Annotated in this window: 12 protein-coding genes, 1 pseudogene and 1 riboswitch; of the genes and pseudogenes, 8 read left to right on the plus strand and 5 right to left on the minus strand. The window is 64.3% G+C overall.

From position 1 onward, the window contains the following. Positions 1–831, minus strand: an 831-nt coding sequence (locus AC629_RS15810; RefSeq protein ID WP_084805687.1) for an RNA methyltransferase, incomplete at its 3' end; no start/stop codon positions are given. 338 nt (positions 832–1,169) lie between these two features. On the opposite strand from AC629_RS15810, the gene AC629_RS15815 reads away from it, so the two are divergent. From AC629_RS15815 to AC629_RS15830, 4 genes and pseudogenes are all read left to right on the plus strand, one after another. After that, a complete protein-coding gene (locus tag AC629_RS15815; protein ID WP_084805689.1) occupies positions 1,170–2,384 on the plus strand; it encodes an NADP-dependent isocitrate dehydrogenase in 1,215 nt (404 codons plus the stop codon). 73 nt (positions 2,385–2,457) lie between these two features. Beyond that, positions 2,458–2,622: pseudogene (locus AC629_RS15820) on the plus strand (DUF3455 domain-containing protein); the annotation flags it as partial. A gap of 38 nt (positions 2,623–2,660) precedes the next feature. Next, positions 2,661–2,945: a DUF3303 domain-containing protein gene (locus AC629_RS15825; RefSeq protein ID WP_084805693.1), complete on the plus strand. Its 285-nt coding sequence runs from the start codon at positions 2,661–2,663 to the stop codon at positions 2,943–2,945. 28 nt (positions 2,946–2,973) lie between these two features. After that, positions 2,974–3,555, plus strand: coding sequence for a putative immunity protein (locus tag AC629_RS15830; RefSeq protein WP_210419054.1), 582 nt, complete (start codon positions 2,974–2,976; stop codon positions 3,553–3,555). Positions 3,556–3,631: 76 nt separating this feature from the next. Here AC629_RS15830 and AC629_RS15835 read toward each other — a convergent pair whose 3' ends face one another. Both AC629_RS15835 and alaS read right to left on the minus strand, forming a co-directional pair. Continuing rightward, on the minus strand, positions 3,632–4,864 hold the full coding sequence (locus tag AC629_RS15835; RefSeq protein WP_084805695.1) for a cyclic nucleotide-gated ion channel: 1,233 nt from the start codon (positions 4,862–4,864) through the stop codon (positions 3,632–3,634). Positions 4,865–4,870: 6 nt separating this feature from the next. Next, a complete protein-coding gene (gene alaS, locus AC629_RS15840) occupies positions 4,871–7,549 on the minus strand; it encodes an alanine--tRNA ligase (protein WP_084805762.1) in 2,679 nt (892 codons plus the stop codon). Between the two features lie 233 nt (positions 7,550–7,782). Further along, positions 7,783–7,872: riboswitch (glycine riboswitch) on the plus strand. 145 nt (positions 7,873–8,017) lie between these two features. On the opposite strand from alaS, the gene gcvT reads away from it, so the two are divergent. The 3 genes from gcvT to gcvP are packed head-to-tail and all read left to right on the plus strand — an operon-like array spanning position 8,018 to position 12,445. Continuing rightward, a complete protein-coding gene (gene gcvT, locus AC629_RS15845) occupies positions 8,018–9,166 on the plus strand; it encodes a glycine cleavage system aminomethyltransferase GcvT (protein WP_084805697.1) in 1,149 nt (382 codons plus the stop codon). Between the two features lie 10 nt (positions 9,167–9,176). Continuing rightward, positions 9,177–9,545 (plus strand): glycine cleavage system protein GcvH, encoded by a 369-nt coding sequence (gene gcvH, locus AC629_RS15850; RefSeq protein WP_074117860.1) that lies wholly within the window; start codon positions 9,177–9,179, stop codon positions 9,543–9,545. Positions 9,546–9,562: 17 nt separating this feature from the next. Beyond that, on the plus strand, positions 9,563–12,445 hold the full coding sequence (gene gcvP, locus AC629_RS15855) for an aminomethyl-transferring glycine dehydrogenase (RefSeq protein ID WP_084805764.1): 2,883 nt from the start codon (positions 9,563–9,565) through the stop codon (positions 12,443–12,445). Between the two features lie 114 nt (positions 12,446–12,559). Here the strand turns inward: gcvP and AC629_RS50170 are convergent, their stop codons facing one another. Both AC629_RS50170 and recA read right to left on the minus strand, forming a co-directional pair. After that, positions 12,560–13,099: a hypothetical protein gene (locus AC629_RS50170; protein ID WP_349531108.1), complete on the minus strand. Its 540-nt coding sequence runs from the start codon at positions 13,097–13,099 to the stop codon at positions 12,560–12,562. 552 nt (positions 13,100–13,651) lie between these two features. Beyond that, positions 13,652–14,740 (minus strand): recombinase RecA, encoded by a 1,089-nt coding sequence (recA, locus tag AC629_RS15865; RefSeq protein ID WP_084805699.1) that lies wholly within the window; start codon positions 14,738–14,740, stop codon positions 13,652–13,654. Between the two features lie 300 nt (positions 14,741–15,040). Here recA and AC629_RS15870 point away from each other — a divergent pair, with 300 nt between their 5' ends. Further along, positions 15,041–15,268 (plus strand): hypothetical protein, encoded by a 228-nt coding sequence (locus AC629_RS15870; RefSeq protein ID WP_084805701.1) that lies wholly within the window; start codon positions 15,041–15,043, stop codon positions 15,266–15,268. Positions 15,269–15,549: the final 281 nt, after the last annotated feature.

The raw sequence follows: 15,549 nt of genomic DNA on the forward strand, positions 1-15,549 counted from the left end.
CCCGTGCTCGGCCAGCAGCGCGCGCAGCCTTGTTGCCTGCTCGCCGTCGAGCACGCCGCCCTTGGCCGGGCCCTTGCGTCCCTCGGCGATCGCCATGATGACCCCGTGCAGGGTGTGCATGTCCTGCTTGGTCGGCTCCATGCGGCTGAAGATGTTGCGCAGGTTGACCAGCATGGTGTCGCGCTTCTCGGCCGGGCGCAGGAATTCGACCCGATCAAGCTCGCGCACAAGATTGTTGAAGAAGGCCTGCATCTGGTGCTGCGAGGCGCGCTCGGAGCGCTCCGGCATGCCGTGCGGCAGCTCGCCCGACGTCATCAGCTTGAACCATTCATAGCCGATCAGCAGCACGGCCTGGGCGAGGTTGAGCGAGGCAAAGCCCGGATTGACCGGGAAGGTGATGATGCGGTTGGAGAGCCCGACCTCCTCGTTGGTCAGCCCCCAGCGCTCCCGGCCGAACATGATGCCGGCCTTGCCCCCTGTGGCGACGTGACCCGAGATCTCGGCCACGGCGGCCTCTGGCCCCACCACCGGCTTGGCCTGGTCATGGGCACGGGCTGTGGTGGCGAACAGCAGGTCGAGGTCGGCGACGGCCTGCTCGACCGTATCGAACAACTCGACCCGTTCCAGAATGTGGTCGGCGCCGGCCGCCGCGCGCTGGGCGGCGATGTTGGGCCAGCCGTCGCGGGGGTTGACGATGCGCAGGCGGCTAAGCGCGAAGTTGCCCATGGCGCGCGCGGCCATGCCGATGTTCTCCCCGAGCTGCGGCTCCACCAGGATCACGATGGGACCGTCGAGGGAAAGGCCCGCCTTGCTCTTGTCAGTCCCCGACATCTCGTTTCGCTTTCACACTGGTTCTCAAGGCCTTGCAGAGGCGCTCTTAGGAATCGATTCAAAGCCGGCCATAGGGCCAGCCTGCCCGGTCGCCTGTCGTTTGCCTGTCCTGACAAAATTCTCAAGGGAAATAACGGGGTTAGATTCGACTTTTGAATCTCGCCTGTAACTTCACCCCCGCCGGTGCGACAGGGCCGCTCCCGCCCCCCATCTGTGGAAGCTGGATGGGCTAAAAGTGCATAATCACTTGGCTTTCGCCCGCCGCTGTCGGGTGCTAAGAGGCCCCCGATATTCACGTTGGCGCCAGCGGCGCCGTTCCCAAGAGGGCTTCCCCGATCATGGCAAAAATCAAGGTGACCAACCCCGTCGTCGAACTCGATGGCGACGAGATGACCCGGATCATCTGGCAGTACATCAAGGACAAGCTGATCAACCCGTTCCTGGATGTCGAGCTGCTCTATTTCGACCTGGGGATGGAGCACCGCGACCACACCAACGATCAGGTGACCATCGACGCAGCCGAGGCCATCAAGAAGGTCGGCGTCGGCGTCAAGTGCGCCACCATCACCCCGGACGAGGCCCGGGTGAAGGAGTTCAACCTCAAGCAGATGTGGAAGTCGCCGAACGGCACCATCCGCAACATCCTCGGCGGCGTGATCTTCCGCGAACCGATCATCTGCAAGAACGTGCCGCGCCTCGTTCCCGGTTGGACCAAGCCGATCATCATCGGCCGCCATGCCTATGGCGACCAGTACCGCGCCACCGACATCAAGTTCCCGGGCAAGGGCACCCTCTCGATGAAGTTCGTCGGCGAGGACGGCACCGTGATCGAGAAGGAAGTGTTCAAGGCTCCCGGCGCCGGCGTCGCCATGGAGATGTACAATCTCGACGACTCCATCATCGACTTCGCCCGCGCCTCCTTCAACTACGGCCTGCTGCGCAACTACCCGGTCTATCTCTCGACCAAGAACACCATCCTCAAGGTCTATGACGGCCGCTTCAAGGACATCTTCCAGGACGTCTTCGACCGCGAGTTCAAGAAGGAATTCGACGCGAAGGGCCTGACCTACGAGCACCGCCTGATCGACGACATGGTGGCCTCGGCCCTGAAGTGGTCCGGCGGCTATGTCTGGGCCTGTAAGAACTACGACGGCGACGTGCAGTCCGACACGGTCGCGCAGGGCTACGGCTCGCTCGGCCTGATGACCTCGGTGCTGCTCACCCCGGATGGCAAGACCGTGGAAGCCGAAGCCGCGCACGGCACGGTGACCCGCCACTACCGCGAGCACCAGAAGGGCAAGGAGACCTCGACCAACTCGATCGCGTCGATCTTCGCCTGGACCCGCGGCCTGTCGCACCGCGCCAAGCTCGACAACAATGCCGAGCTCGCCAAGTTCGCGAACACCCTCGAGAAGGTCTGCGTCGACACCGTCGAGGCCGGCTACATGACCAAGGACCTCGCGCTCCTGGTCGGCGCCGACCAGCGTTGGCTCTCAACCACCGGCTTCCTCGACAAGGTCGCCGAGAACCTGGCGAAGGCGCTGGCGGCCTAAGCTGCCATCCGCAATTTCGCCCGACTGGGCCAGACATCATCACGGGCCGCGCCTCAAGCGCGGCCCGTTTTCTTTGGAGGTGACCTCCCGCCGAGACACCGGCGTTCTCAGCGACATCACGACGGTACAACGTATTCATGCGCACGGCGGCTGGCTGGACGATACCCCCTGCGATCCGGCCGGCAGCTTTAGGAGCGTCCCCTATTCGGCTGATTACGTTTTCCTGAAGAAAGGCTGATATAGACTGAACCGAGCCGCCACACGGAGGTCTTGTCGATGCTCTTCATGGTGATCGAACGCTTCAAGGACCGCGATCCCATTCCTGTCTACCGGCGCGTGCGCGACGAGGGCGTCAAATTCCCCGAAGGTCTCAAATATCTCGGCAGCTGGATCGAGCCCAATTTCGACCGCTGCTTCCAGCTCATGGAATGCGACGACGCCCGCCTGCTGCAGGAATGGGTTTTGAACTGCCAGGGCTTTGGCATGACCTTCGAGATCGTGCCTGTGGTGCCCAGCAAGGAGACGCGCGAGGTCGTGGCGCCCTTCCTCGACCGGGACTAGAGCGTTTTCGAGCGAAGTGGATACCGGTTTGCGTAAAGAAATTGGCGCCTTGGGCAATTCGGCCGCAGAAGAAGGGCTCTTGCGGCCAGCCGCGTTGTGGGCGGCAGATTGTGCTGAGCTGGCTCTGCCGGCTTTCGTCCGACGCGCTCCAAATGATGAGCGCCCACGGAATGCCGTCGTCGGCGGACGTGAATTCGGACAAGGCAAGCGGCGCGGCAAGGCGCTGCGAACTCTTGCCTGGGCCGCGCACTCGGCAGCCAAAGAGGCTGAGGACAAAGCTGCAGAGTATGCGGCTCGCTCAGCGATGCTAAGCGCCGCTGTCGCCTACACCCACACCGATCTGACCCAAGGCTTGCCGGGAATTCGTCAGGCACGGCACCTGCTGGGACCAATCGTTTATGCGGCACTTGCGCTTGAACTGGAAGCAACCAGTCCAACCGATGTGGCGAACGATGTCATTTCCTTCGCAGTGAGAACGGCACCTCCAGAAGCTCTGGAATTGATTCGTCGTATGCCACCACAGCAACCAGGCACGACTCGTCTCGGTCGACTATTCTACGCTCTCGATGCGAAGCTTCGAGCGCCACTTTCCGACGGCGAGGATGATTGATTGTTTCTTGGCGCAAGGTCATGGCCAGCACAGATCGCTTCCGGATAAAAGCCGTCGGCGGCGCTTGCTCTAGCGGCTACGCGCCGCCGCGTCCGTCGTCCTGTTCGGCCTGCGCCAGTTCAGCCGCGGCGAGATCGCCAGTCTCTTCCAGCCGCGCTTTCGCGGTCTGGTGGACGTGGGCGGCCAGCGTCGGCATTCGCTCGATCAGGGCGTGAAAGTCCTGGGCGTCGAGCAGCAGGAGGCGCGTCTTGCGCGTCGCCGTCACCGTGCCGCTGCGCTTTGTCTTGTGCAGCAACGCGATTTCGCCGAAGAAGGTGCCGTCGGCGAGCCGCACATGCTGGCTCGGCAGCGAGATCTCGACCTCGCCTGCGGTGATGAAATACATCGACGAGGCGGCATCGCCCCGCCGCACCAAGACCTCGCCCTGCTCGATGGTCCGGGCCCTGAGCAGCCGCATGATGTCCGCGATCTCCGCTGCCGACAAATGCGAGAACAGCGGCACCCGCGCCAGCATGCCCCAGGTGACGACGAAGTCGCGCCGTTTCACCTCTTCCGCAAAGGCGGTCGAGATGATCGCGACCGGCAGCGCGATCATCGCGAAACCCGCGATGATCGTGAACACGGAGATGATTTTTCCGAGCGGCGTCACCGGCACCACGTCGCCGTAGCCAACGGTGCCCAGCGTCACGATCGCCCACCACATCGCCTGCGGGATGGTGCCGAGCTTGTCCGGCTGCACGTCGCGCTCGATGGCGTAGAGCAGCGAAGCGGAGGTCAGCACCGCGCCGGTCAGGATGACGATGCAGCCGATCAGCGCCCGCCGCTCGGCGTGCACGGCCGCGAGCAGCGAGCGCATCGCCGGCGAATAGCGGATCAGCTTGAAGAACGGCAGCACGCCGAGCGCGGCCAGCGTTGCATGCCGGCCGGTGACCAGCACGACCGCTGCGGGCAGGAACGACATGAGGTCGATGATGCCGAGCGCAGAAAAGGCATAGCCGAGCCGGTCGGCAAGCGGCGAGCCCCTGCGCGGCGTATGGCCTGCCACCGTCCACATCCGCGCGGCATATTCCAGCGCGAACACGATCACGGCGAGGATGGTGATCGCCGAGAACAGCGCACCGAACTGCGCGTCGAGCTCCGGCACCGAGGCGAGTATCATCGCGGCGACGTTGAGCACTATGACGCCAATGATGATCTGGATGAAGCGCGATCCGACCGAATAGGCCAGCGGATCGTACTCCAGCAATTCGTACAGGCGATCCCTTAAGTTGGGATCGCGCAAGCCACGTCCTCGCGGAACGAGGCGCATGGCTCTTTAAGCGCCTGCCATCGCTTTTTCGATCGCCACGAGGGCAGCGTTGGCATTGGCGCCGTCGGGACCGCCGGCCTGCGCCATGTCGGGCCGGCCGCCACCGCCCTTGCCGCCGAGCGCCTCGGAGGCGACGCGAACCAGGTTCACGGCATTAAAGCGCGAGATCAGGTCGGCAGTGACGCCGACCACGACGCCGGCCTTGCCGTCCCCGGTGACGCCGACGATGGCGACCACGCCGGAGCCGATCTGCTTCTTGCCGTCATCCGCAAGGCTCTTGAGATCCTTCATCTCGATGCCCTCGACCGCGCGCGCCATCAGCTTAACGTCGCCGACCTCGCGCACGCCTGAGGCTGCGCCATTGCCGGCGGACGCGCCGCCGCCCATCGCGAGCTTCTTGCGGGCATCGGAGAGCTCGCGCTCCAGCTTCTTGCGCTCGTCCATCAGTGCGGCGATGCGCGCCGGGACGTCCTCGATCGAGGTGCGCAGCTCGCCTGCCGCAGTCTTCGCCAGCGCCATGGTCTCGTTGGCATGTTTGCGCGCATAATTGCCGGTCAGCGCCTCGATGCGGCGCACGCCCGAGGCAACCGCGCTCTCGCCCGTCAGCGTGATCAGGCCGATGTCGCCAGTGCGCTTCACATGGGTGCCGCCGCAGAGCTCGACCGACCAGCCGAGCGCATTGGCGCCGCGCTCGCGCGCAGTCTTGCCCATCGAGACGACGCGGACCTCGTCGCCGTATTTCTCGCCGAACAGCGCGCGCGCGCCGGCCTCGCGGGCTTCGTCCACGCCCATGACACGGGTCGTGACCTCGTCGTTCTCCAGCACCACGTCGTTGGCGATGTCCTCGACGCGGGCCAGCTCCTCCGCCGTGATCGGCTTCGGATGCACGAAGTCGAAGCGCAGGCGGTCGGGCGCAACCATCGAGCCGCGCTGAGCGATGTGGTCGCCGAGCACCTGGCGCAGCGCCTCGTGGATGAGATGCGTCGCCGAGTGATGCGCGCGGATCGAGGAGCGCCTGCTGTGATCGACCTCGAGCTGCAGCGCGGTGCCCACCTTCAGCTCGCCCTGCTCGACCGTGCCGACGTGAACGAAGAAATCACCGAGCTTCTTCTGCGTGTCGGTGACGCGGAACTTGACGCCACCCTCCCCAAGCAGCACGCCGGTATCACCGACCTGGCCGCCGGACTCCGCATAGAACGGCGTCTGATTCAGCACGATCGAACCCGTCTCGCCTGCCTTGAGGCTGGCGGCTTCCTTGCCGTCCTTCACCAGCGCGGCAACGACGCCTTCGGCGCTCTCGGTCTCGTAGCCCAGGAATTCGGTGGCCCCGAGCTTTTCACGAAGCGGGAACCAGATCGCCTCGCTCGCCGCCTCGCCCGAACCGGCCCAGGACGCACGCGCCTTCTCGCGCTGGCGTTCCATAGCGTCATTGAACGAGGCCTGGTCGACGCCGATACCGCGCGACTTCAGCGCGTCCTGCGTCAGGTCCAGCGGGAAGCCGTAGGTGTCGTACAGCGTGAAGGCGACGTCGCCGTCGAACATGTCGCCCTTCTTCAGGGACGCGCTCTTCTCGTCGAGGATGGCAAGGCCGCGCGACAATGTCTTGCGGAAGCGGGTCTCCTCCAGCCGCAGCGTTTCCTCGATCAGGTTCTCCGCGCGCATCAGGTCGGGATAGGCCTGGCCCATCTCGCGAACCAGCGCCCAGACCAGGCGATGCATCAGCGGCTCTTTCGCACCGAGCAGCTGCGCATGGCGCATTGCGCGGCGCATGATCCGGCGCAGCACGTAACCGCGGCCCTCGTTCGAGGGCAGCACGCCATCCGCGACCAGGAAGGCCGAGGAGCGTAAGTGGTCGGCGATGACGCGGAACGATGCCAAGGTCTTCTCGTTCGGACCGCTACCGAGCGCGGAGGCCGTCGCATCGATCAGGTGGCGGAACAGGTCGGTCTCGAACACGCTGTCGACGCCCTGCAGGATGCAGGCCATGCGCTCGAGGCCCATGCCGGTGTCGATCGAGGGACGCGGCAACGGCACGCGCTCCTCCTTCGTCACCTGCTCATATTGCATGAATACGAGATTCCAGAATTCGAGGAAGCGGTCGCCGTCTTCCTCCGGGGAGCCCGGAGGGCCGCCCCAGATATGATCGCCGCGGTCGATGAAGATCTCCGAGCACGGGCCGCACGGGCCGGTGTCGCCCATCGCCCAGAAATTGTCCGAGGTCGGGATGCGGATGATGCGGTCGTCGGAGAAGCCGGCGATCTTCTTCCAGAGGCCGGCCGCCTCGTCGTCGGTGTGATAGACGGTGACGAGCAGCTTGTCCTTCTTCAGCCCGAAATCCCGGGTGATCAGCGTCCAGGCGAGCTCGATCGCGCGCTCCTTGAAATAGTCGCCGAACGAGAAGTTGCCGAGCATCTCGAAGAAGGTGAGATGGCGCGCGGTGTAGCCGACATTGTCGAGGTCGTTGTGCTTGCCGCCGGCGCGCACGCATTTCTGCGACGTGGTGGCACGCTGATAGGGCCGCTTCTCGACGCCGGTGAAGACGTTCTTGAACTGCACCATGCCGGCATTGGTGAACATCAACGTCGGATCGTTGCGCGGCACCAATGGCGAGGACGACACGATCTCGTGGCCGTTCTCGGCAAAGAAGTTCAGAAAGGTCGACCTGATCTCGTTGACGCCGCTCATGTTCATCCAATCGGGTGTGCTTGGACCCGCCAAAGGCCATCAAAACCTGTGATTTAGGCTGATATCTGCGGGCCAAAGCGCTTTTAGACAAGGCCAGCTTCGCTGTCCAGAAACTGTGCAAGGAGATGTGCAAGCAGATCAGTGGGTTGCCGCAGGCGCTCAATCCCGTTGAAAGACACCGAAGTCGCGTTGACAGGCTTGGCCGGGCTGTGGTCTGTACCTATCTCTATCGTACGGCCACGTCGGGAGAGACCGGCTCTGGTAGCCGGCGCCGAAGGAGCAACCGCCCCGGAAACTCTCAGGCAAAAGGACCGCGTGGCTTTGACAGCATCTGGAAAGAGGCGCCGACGGGCTTAGGCCCGGATTGCGTCCGCCGACGGGATAATACTCTCAGGCACAGCGACAGATGGGGCTTCGATTGGTGTCCTCAGGGGAATCGTCCCCGGGGAACCGCCGAGGGCCCCTGTGATGCTAGCGCGCGACAACCAAGATTCCCTCCGACGCACCCCCCTCTACGACCTTCATGTGTCGCTCGGCGGCAAGATGGTCCCCTTCGCGGGCTATGACATGCCCGTGCAATATCCGGCCGGGGTCCTGAAGGAGCACCTCCATACCCGCAGCAAAGCCGGTCTGTTCGATGTCTCCCATATGGGCCAGATCGCGCTCCGGCCGAAATCCGGCAAGGTCGAGGACGCCGCCCGTGCGCTGGAGCGGCTGGTGCCGCAGGATATCGTGGCGATTGCACCGGGACGGCAGCGCTACGCCCAGTTCACCAACGCCGATGGCGGCATCCTGGACGACCTGATGGTCGCCAATTTCGGCGATCACCTGTTCCTGGTCGTCAATGCCGCCTGCAAGGCCGAGGACGAGGCGCATCTGCGCGCGAATCTCGCAGGTGACTGCATCATCGATTCGCTCGCTGACCGGGCGCTGATAGCGCTGCAGGGGCCGAAAGCCGAAGCCGCGCTGGCGAAGCTTTGTGCAGAGGCGCCATCCATGAAGTTCATGGACGCCGGCCCGCACAGGGTTGCCGGTCTCGACTGCTTCGTCTCGCGCTCCGGTTACACCGGCGAGGACGGGTTCGAGATTTCAGTCCCCGCTGCGGATGCCGAACGCCTCGCCAAGACGCTTCTTGAAGATCCCGACGTGCTGCCGATCGGCCTTGGCGCCCGCGACAGCCTGCGGCTCGAGGCCGGGCTCTGTCTCTACGGCCACGACATCGACACCACGACCACGCCGGTCGAGGCCGCGCTGGAATGGTCGGTGCAGAAGAGCCGCCGCAGCGGCGGCGCCCGCACCGGCGGCTTTCCCGGCGCGGAAAAGATTCTCGCCCATTTCGACCAGGGTGCCGCCCGCCGCCGCGTCGGCCTGCGCACTGAAGGCCGCGCGCCGGTGCGCGAGGGCGCGCTGCTGTTTGCGGACGCGACATCGAGCCAGCCGGTCGGAAAGGTCACCTCGGGCGGTTTCGGCCCGAGCCTGAATGCGCCGGTCGCGATGGGCTATGTGCCCACCGCCCTCAGCGCGCTCGATACAAAACTCTTCGCCGAAGTGCGTGGCCAGCGGCTGCCGCTCATGGTCGCCGCCATGCCGTTCGTGAAAAACACCTACAAACGCTGAGGACCTGAGAATGACCACGACGCTGTACACCTCCGACCATGAATGGCTGGCCATCGACGGCGACGTCGCCACCGTCGGCATCACCGACTACGCCCAGCAGCAGCTCGGCGACGTCGTGTTCGTCGAGCTACCCAAGGTCGGCCGCACGCTGAAGAAGACCGAGGCCGCCGCCGTCGTGGAATCGGTGAAGGCCGCCTCCGACGTCTATGCGCCGATATCAGGCGAAGTGCTCGAGACCAATGAAGCGCTCGCCGCCGAGCCGGCGCTGGTGAACTCGGATGCGCAAGGCGCGGCCTGGTTCTTCAAGATCAAGATTGCTGACAAGAGCGAGCTTGGCGGCCTCATGGATGAAGCCGCCTACAAGGCCCATACGGCTTAAGGACGATGGAGCAAGCGATGACCGCGCACCGCAAATCCAGCGGCGAGACCGCCGCCAGTTTCGTTCGCCGCCACATCGGCCCGTCGGCGCGCGACGTCACCGCAATGTTAGAGACCGTCAGCGCCAAGAGCGTTGATGCGCTGATGGCGGAAACGCTGCCTGCCTCGATCCGGCAGGCATCCCCGCTCGATCTCGGCAAGCCGCTGAGCGAGACCGAGGCGATCGCACACATGAGCGAGCTCGCCGCCCAGAACAAGGTCTTCACCTCGCTGATCGGCCAAGGCTATTCCGGCACGATCCTGCCCGCGGTAATCCAGCGCAACATTCTGGAGAACCCGGCCTGGTACACGGCCTACACCCCGTACCAGCCCGAGATCAGCCAGGGCCGGCTGGAGGCGCTGTTCAACTTCCAGACCATGATCTGCGACCTCACCGGGCTCGACATCGCCAACGCCTCGCTGCTCGATGAGGCGACCGCGGCGGCTGAGGCCATGGCGCTTGCGGAGCGGCACTCGCAGGTGAAAGCGAAAGCCTTCTTCGTCGACAAGGACGTGCACCCGCAAACGCTCGCCGTGATGCGCACCCGCGCCGAGCCCCTGGGCTGGAACCTGATCGTCGGCGATCCCCTCACCGATCTCGACAAGACGGACGTGCTTGGTGCGCTGCTGCAATATCCGGGCAGTTCGGGCACCCTGCGTGACCTCAGGCCCGCGATCGCGACCCTGCGCGCCAAGGGCGCACTCGCGATCATTGCCGCCGATCTCCTGGCACTGACACTGCTCGCCTCGCCCGGCGAGCTTGGCGCGGACATCGCCATCGGCTCGGCCCAGCGTTTCGGCGTGCCGATGGGCTATGGCGGCCCGCACGCGGCCTACATGGCGGTGCGCGATGCGCTGAAGCGCTCGCTGCCCGGCCGCATCGTCGGCCTCTCCGTCGACTCGCGCGGCGCGCCGGCCTACCGCCTCGCGCTGCAGACCCGCGAGCAGCACATCCGCCGCGAGAAGGCGACCTCCAACATCTGCACCGCGCAGGTGCTGCTCGCCGTGATCGCCTCGATGTACGCGGTCTATCACGGCCCCGAAGGGCTGGCGCAGATCGCGCGCAATGTGCATCGCCGCACCGCCGTGCTCGCCGCCGGTTTGCGCAAGCTCGGCTTTGCGCCGCAGTCCGACAGCTTCTTCGACACGCTCAGCGTGGACGCCGGCACGAAGGGTGCCGAGATCGTCGCGCGCGCGGCCGCCGAGAAGATCAATCTTGGCGTTAGCGATGGCAGCTTGCGCATCGCGCTCGACGAGACCACGACACAAGCGACGGTGGAGGCAGTCTGGCGCGCCTTCGGCGGCCAGCTCGCCTATGCCGAGATCGACGCCGCGACGCGCGAGGCGCTGCCGGACGGCTTGAAGCGCACGACCGCGTTCCTCACCCATCCGGTCTTCCATGCGCATCGCTCGGAGACCGAGATGCTGCGCTACATGCGCAAGCTCAGCGATCGCGACCTCGCGCTCGACCGTGCGATGATTCCGCTCGGGTCCTGCACGATGAAGCTGAACGCGACCACCGAGATGATGCCGCTGACCTGGCCGGAGTTCGCGACGCTGCACCCGTTTGCCCCGCGCGAGCAGGCCGCCGGCTATCACGTGCTGTTCGCGCGGCTGGAAAAGTGGCTGTGCGACATCACCGGCTATGACGCGATCTCGCTGCAGCCGAATTCAGGCGCGCAAGGCGAGTACGCCGGGCTGCTCGCGATCCGCGGCTATCACGCCGCGCGCGGACAGAGCCATCGCAAGATCTGCCTGATCCCCTCCTCCGCCCACGGCACCAACCCGGCCTCGGCCGCGATGGTCGGCATGGACGTGGTGGTGGTCGCCTGCGAGAAGAACGGCGACGTTGACGTCAATGATCTCCGCGCCAAGGCGGAGAAGCACTCGAACGATCTCGCCGCTGTGATGATCACCTATCCCTCGACGCATGGCGTGTTCGAGGAGCACATCCGCGAGATCTGCGACATCGTCCATGGCCATGGCGGCCAGGTCTATCTCGACGGCGCCAACCTCAATGCGCAGGTCGGCCTGTCCAGGCCCGGCGATTACGGCGCCGACGTCAGCCATCTCAACCTGCACAAGACCTTCTGCATCCCGCATGGCGGCGGCGGCCCCGGCATGGGCCCGATCGGCGTGAAGGCGCATCTCGCCCCGTTCCTGCCAAGTCATCCTGAAAATCGCCACCCCACCACGCAGGCGGACGCACCGATCGGCCCGGTCTCGGCGGCGCCGTTCGGCTCGGCTTCGATCCTCACCATCTCCTACATCTACATCCTGATGATGGGCGGTGAAGGACTGAAGCGCGCCACCGAAATCGCGATCCTCAACGCCAACTATGTCGCAGCAAGGCTCGATGCGCATTTCCCGGTGCTGTACAAGAACGCCAGGGGACGTGTCGCGCATGAGTGCATCGTCGACCCGCGGCCGCTGAAGAATACGTCCGGCGTCACCGTGGACGACATCGCAAAGCGCCTGATCGATTACGGCTTCCACGCCCCGACCATGAGCTTCCCGGTGCCGGGCACGCTGATGATTGAGCCGACCGAATCGGAATCGAAGGCGGAGCTCGATCGCTTCTGCGACGCAATGATCGCGATCCGGAAAGAGATCGCCGAGGTCGAGGCTGGCCGCTTCAAGATCGAGGCCTCGCCGCTGCGCAACGCCCCGCACACGGTCCACGATATAGCGGATGACGGCTGGAATCGCGCCTACACCCGTGCCGAAGGCTGCTTCCCGGCAGGCACCTCGCGCACCGACAAATACTGGTCCCCTGTCGGCCGCGTCGACAACGTCTATGGCGACCGCAATCTGGTGTGCTCGTGCCCGCCGGTGAGCGACTACGCGGAAGCCGCGGAGTGAGACGCTACGTAGGATGGGTAGAGCGCAGCGAAACCCATCACTGCGTTCTGTTCCTGCGATGAGGAAAGCGATGGGTTTCGCTGTGCTCTACCCATCCTACATCCTGAACACGTATCAAGGTTCGACAATCGAACGGCTCTGCGCATCCCACCGCCAGAGCCGTTCATTGGTCAGAAGGGTGCCGCCCCACCAGCGTCTAATCGGGTTGTGACGGCGGAAATCTTCGCGGCCTTCCAGAACTGCTCTGCCAAATTCGGTCAACAAAGGCCGACTCCGGCGATAAGCGGCGTGGCGACCTCTCGAATCGTTCGGATCGAGTGTTGCGAGCTTGTCGTCCAGGCCCGCAACCACGGGAGCCGGGCCGAAAGCGAGCCCTTCGAGCAACGGACCCAACTCCCACCGGTCGAACACACGCGTGCCGAGCCCACCCGGCTCAAACAGCTCATTGGTACGATTGTGTCCCCGCGCAATCAGTTCGAGAAGCCGCTTCTCTGTCGCACCCAGCCCCGTTATCAGCGACGGCAGTTCCGCGAGCAGTTCTTCCAGGGCCGGCTTCAGGAAAGACAGCTTGCCAAGTTGCCTGCCTAGCAAGCCGGTGCAGAGCTCGGGCGTCGGCGCGCGGTAGGCCTCCCAAGGCGAGGCTGGCGATCTCAAGGTCGCTTTCCGAGAAATCGGCCTCCCGGACGGCGCGGTGACGAAGCTCCGCGGGATCTGCTCCGCGCAAATCGAAATCGACACATCGCAATTTCAGACGCTCAGCGAGGGATGGATAGGAGCGCAGGTAGTCGAGGATCCACATCAACTGCAATTGACTGTTCGGTTCAGGATCGAACCACAGCTCGATGACATCGACGCCGTGAATCTCGCAGACGCGGACCAATGTTTCATTTTTGTGCGAGAGCCCGGTCAGAGGCGACCGACCAACAAGGTCGCACCAGCAGACCTCAGGTTCGCCCTTGTAAGAACGTCCTCGGAGATAACGCGCGAGGTGGTCGGACGTGGGCAACGGCCCCGAAACAAACCGAAAGATGAGCGGGACGACCATGTCGGCGCGGCTCGCGTGGATGAGACCAACGCCGGACGAACTCGTCAGGATGACGCGCTTCATCGTCCTGGCGCCCTCCCCCCAAACGAAACGGGCACCGAAGACGTGGGCAACTCAACGTCCTCAGCGCCCGCTCCTCGCGAAAACTCTAGTGGTTGGCCTTACTCGTCCGCCGGCTCCTCGCCGTCGGCGTCACGCTCGGGGGCGCCGGCCAAAATCTGCTCGGCGATCAGGCCGGAGTTCTGGCGGATCGCGATTTCGATCTTGGCGGTGATGTCGGGGTTGGCCTTCAGGAACGCCTTCGAGTTCTCGCGGCCCTGGCCGAGACGCTGGCTGTCATAGGAGAACCAGGCACCGGACTTCTCGACGATACCGGCCTTGACGCCGAGATCAAGGATCTCGCCCATCTTGGAGACGCCCTCGCCGTACATGATGTCGAATTCGACCTGCTTGAAGGGCGGTGCCAGCTTGTTCTTCACCACCTTGACGCGCGTGGTGTTGCCAACCACCTCGTCGCGCTCCTTGATCGCGCCGATGCGGCGGATGTCGAGGCGGACGGAGGCATAGAACTTCAGCGCGTTGCCGCCGGTCGTGGTTTCTGGCGAGCCATACATCACACCGATCTTCATGCGGATCTGGTTGATGAAGATCACCATGGTGTTGGATTTGTTGATGGAGGCCGTCAGCTTGCGCAGCGCCTGGCTCATCAGACGGGCCTGCAGACCCGGCAGCGCATCGCCCATCTCGCCTTCGAGCTCGGCCTTCGGCACCAGTGCCGCGACCGAATCGACCACCAGCACATCCACCGCACCCGAGCGCACCAGCGTGTCGCAGATCTCCAGCGCCTGCTCACCGGTGTCGGGCTGGGAGATCAGGAGCTCGTCGATATTGACCCCGAGCTTGCGGGCATAGACCGGGTCGAGCGCGTGCTCGGCGTCGATGAAGGCGCAGATGCCGCCCTTCTTCTGGGCTTCCGCCACCGTGTGCAGCGCCAGCGTTGTCTTGCCCGACGATTCCGGCCCGTAGATCTCGACGATGCGCCCCTTGGGCAGGCCGCCGATGCCGAGCGCGATATCGAGCCCGAGCGAGCCGGAGGACACCGCCTCGATGTCCATCGAACGGTCGCTCTTACCGAGCTTCATCACCGAGCCCTTGCCGAATTGGCGCTCGATCTGGGAAAGCGCGGCGGCCAGAGCTTTACTCTTGTCCATGGAAGATCCTTCGACGATACGCAGGGCAGTGGTGGACATTGGGTCGTGCTCCTTATGGCGAGGATTCGCGCGAGGGACAAACGGTTGGCGAGGCGGGGCGCCGATAAAATCAATGTACCCTATTTGTTCCGGGTTCGCAATATGTTCTTTTGCGGCGTGGCGGCTGTCCGTATTTGACCCCAGATGACCTAAGTTGAATTTCGGGGTGTCCTAATTTGACTCGCTATCCGGCTCTCCGAGGCGCATAGTTCCGGGCATCACCGGGCAACGCTCTGTCCATAGGCACCGGTGGCTGAGAGACCAATCGCGCTCCCGCCTGCAACAGCTAGGCGGCACATTATGCCGATCAGGCGGCTGCTCAAGAGCAGCATGTTAGCGGCGGATGAAATCGATATTCTGACCCGAGCCTTTGACCAGGCTTTGCGCTCGCTGAACTTGTGCGACCGCAATGCCCCCGACCCCCTCATAGAAACAATCGCGCGGCAGATCATCGACGTCGGCGCGAGCACCATTCGCGATCCGATGGAGATCGCCAAGCTAGCCATCAAGCGGCTTCGCCTTCCGTAAGGCCGCCTCAGTTGGCGGCCTCTTCCGTTTTGACATCCCAACCTCGATGAACTCTTCCGGGTGCGTTATGGCTTCCTGGACAAGTATCCTATTTCCCCTCTGCGGGTGTCCCGTTACGCGACACAAAACTTTGGCACAACTTGTGCAAGATAATCCTCACCGGGGTTTTGCGTCACACCCTCCCGGGGCTGGAAAGCCGCCGCCCGCGATGCATTTAAGCGGGCGGCGTTTTTGCTTCGGTGCCTAAGGGGCGGCCCGCGCATCAGGACAGGAAAGGCCCC

Origin of the sequence: Bradyrhizobium sp. NAS80.1 (genome assembly GCF_001908205.1) — a bacterium.
Classification (GTDB): domain Bacteria; phylum Pseudomonadota; class Alphaproteobacteria; order Rhizobiales; family Xanthobacteraceae; genus Bradyrhizobium.

What these genes read in the sequence shown, in the direction of transcription:
- AC629_RS15815 (WP_084805689.1), top strand. Translation starts at nt 1,170, where the DNA reads ATGGCAAAAATCAAGGTGACCAACCCCGTCGTCGAACTCGATGGCGAC.
- AC629_RS15825 (WP_084805693.1), top strand. Translation starts at nt 2,661, where the DNA reads ATGCTCTTCATGGTGATCGAACGCTTCAAGGACCGCGATCCCATTCCT.
- AC629_RS15835 (WP_084805695.1), bottom strand. Translation starts at nt 4,864, where the DNA reads ATGCGCCTCGTTCCGCGAGGACGTGGCTTGCGCGATCCCAACTTAAGG.
- alaS (WP_084805762.1), bottom strand. Translation starts at nt 7,549, where the DNA reads ATGAGCGGCGTCAACGAGATCAGGTCGACCTTTCTGAACTTCTTTGCC.
- gcvT (WP_084805697.1), top strand. Translation starts at nt 8,018, where the DNA reads ATGCTAGCGCGCGACAACCAAGATTCCCTCCGACGCACCCCCCTCTAC.
- gcvH (WP_074117860.1), top strand. Translation starts at nt 9,177, where the DNA reads ATGACCACGACGCTGTACACCTCCGACCATGAATGGCTGGCCATCGAC.
- gcvP (WP_084805764.1), top strand. Translation starts at nt 9,563, where the DNA reads ATGACCGCGCACCGCAAATCCAGCGGCGAGACCGCCGCCAGTTTCGTT.
- recA (WP_084805699.1), bottom strand. Translation starts at nt 14,740, where the DNA reads ATGTCCACCACTGCCCTGCGTATCGTCGAAGGATCTTCCATGGACAAG.
- AC629_RS15870 (WP_084805701.1), top strand. Translation starts at nt 15,041, where the DNA reads ATGCCGATCAGGCGGCTGCTCAAGAGCAGCATGTTAGCGGCGGATGAA.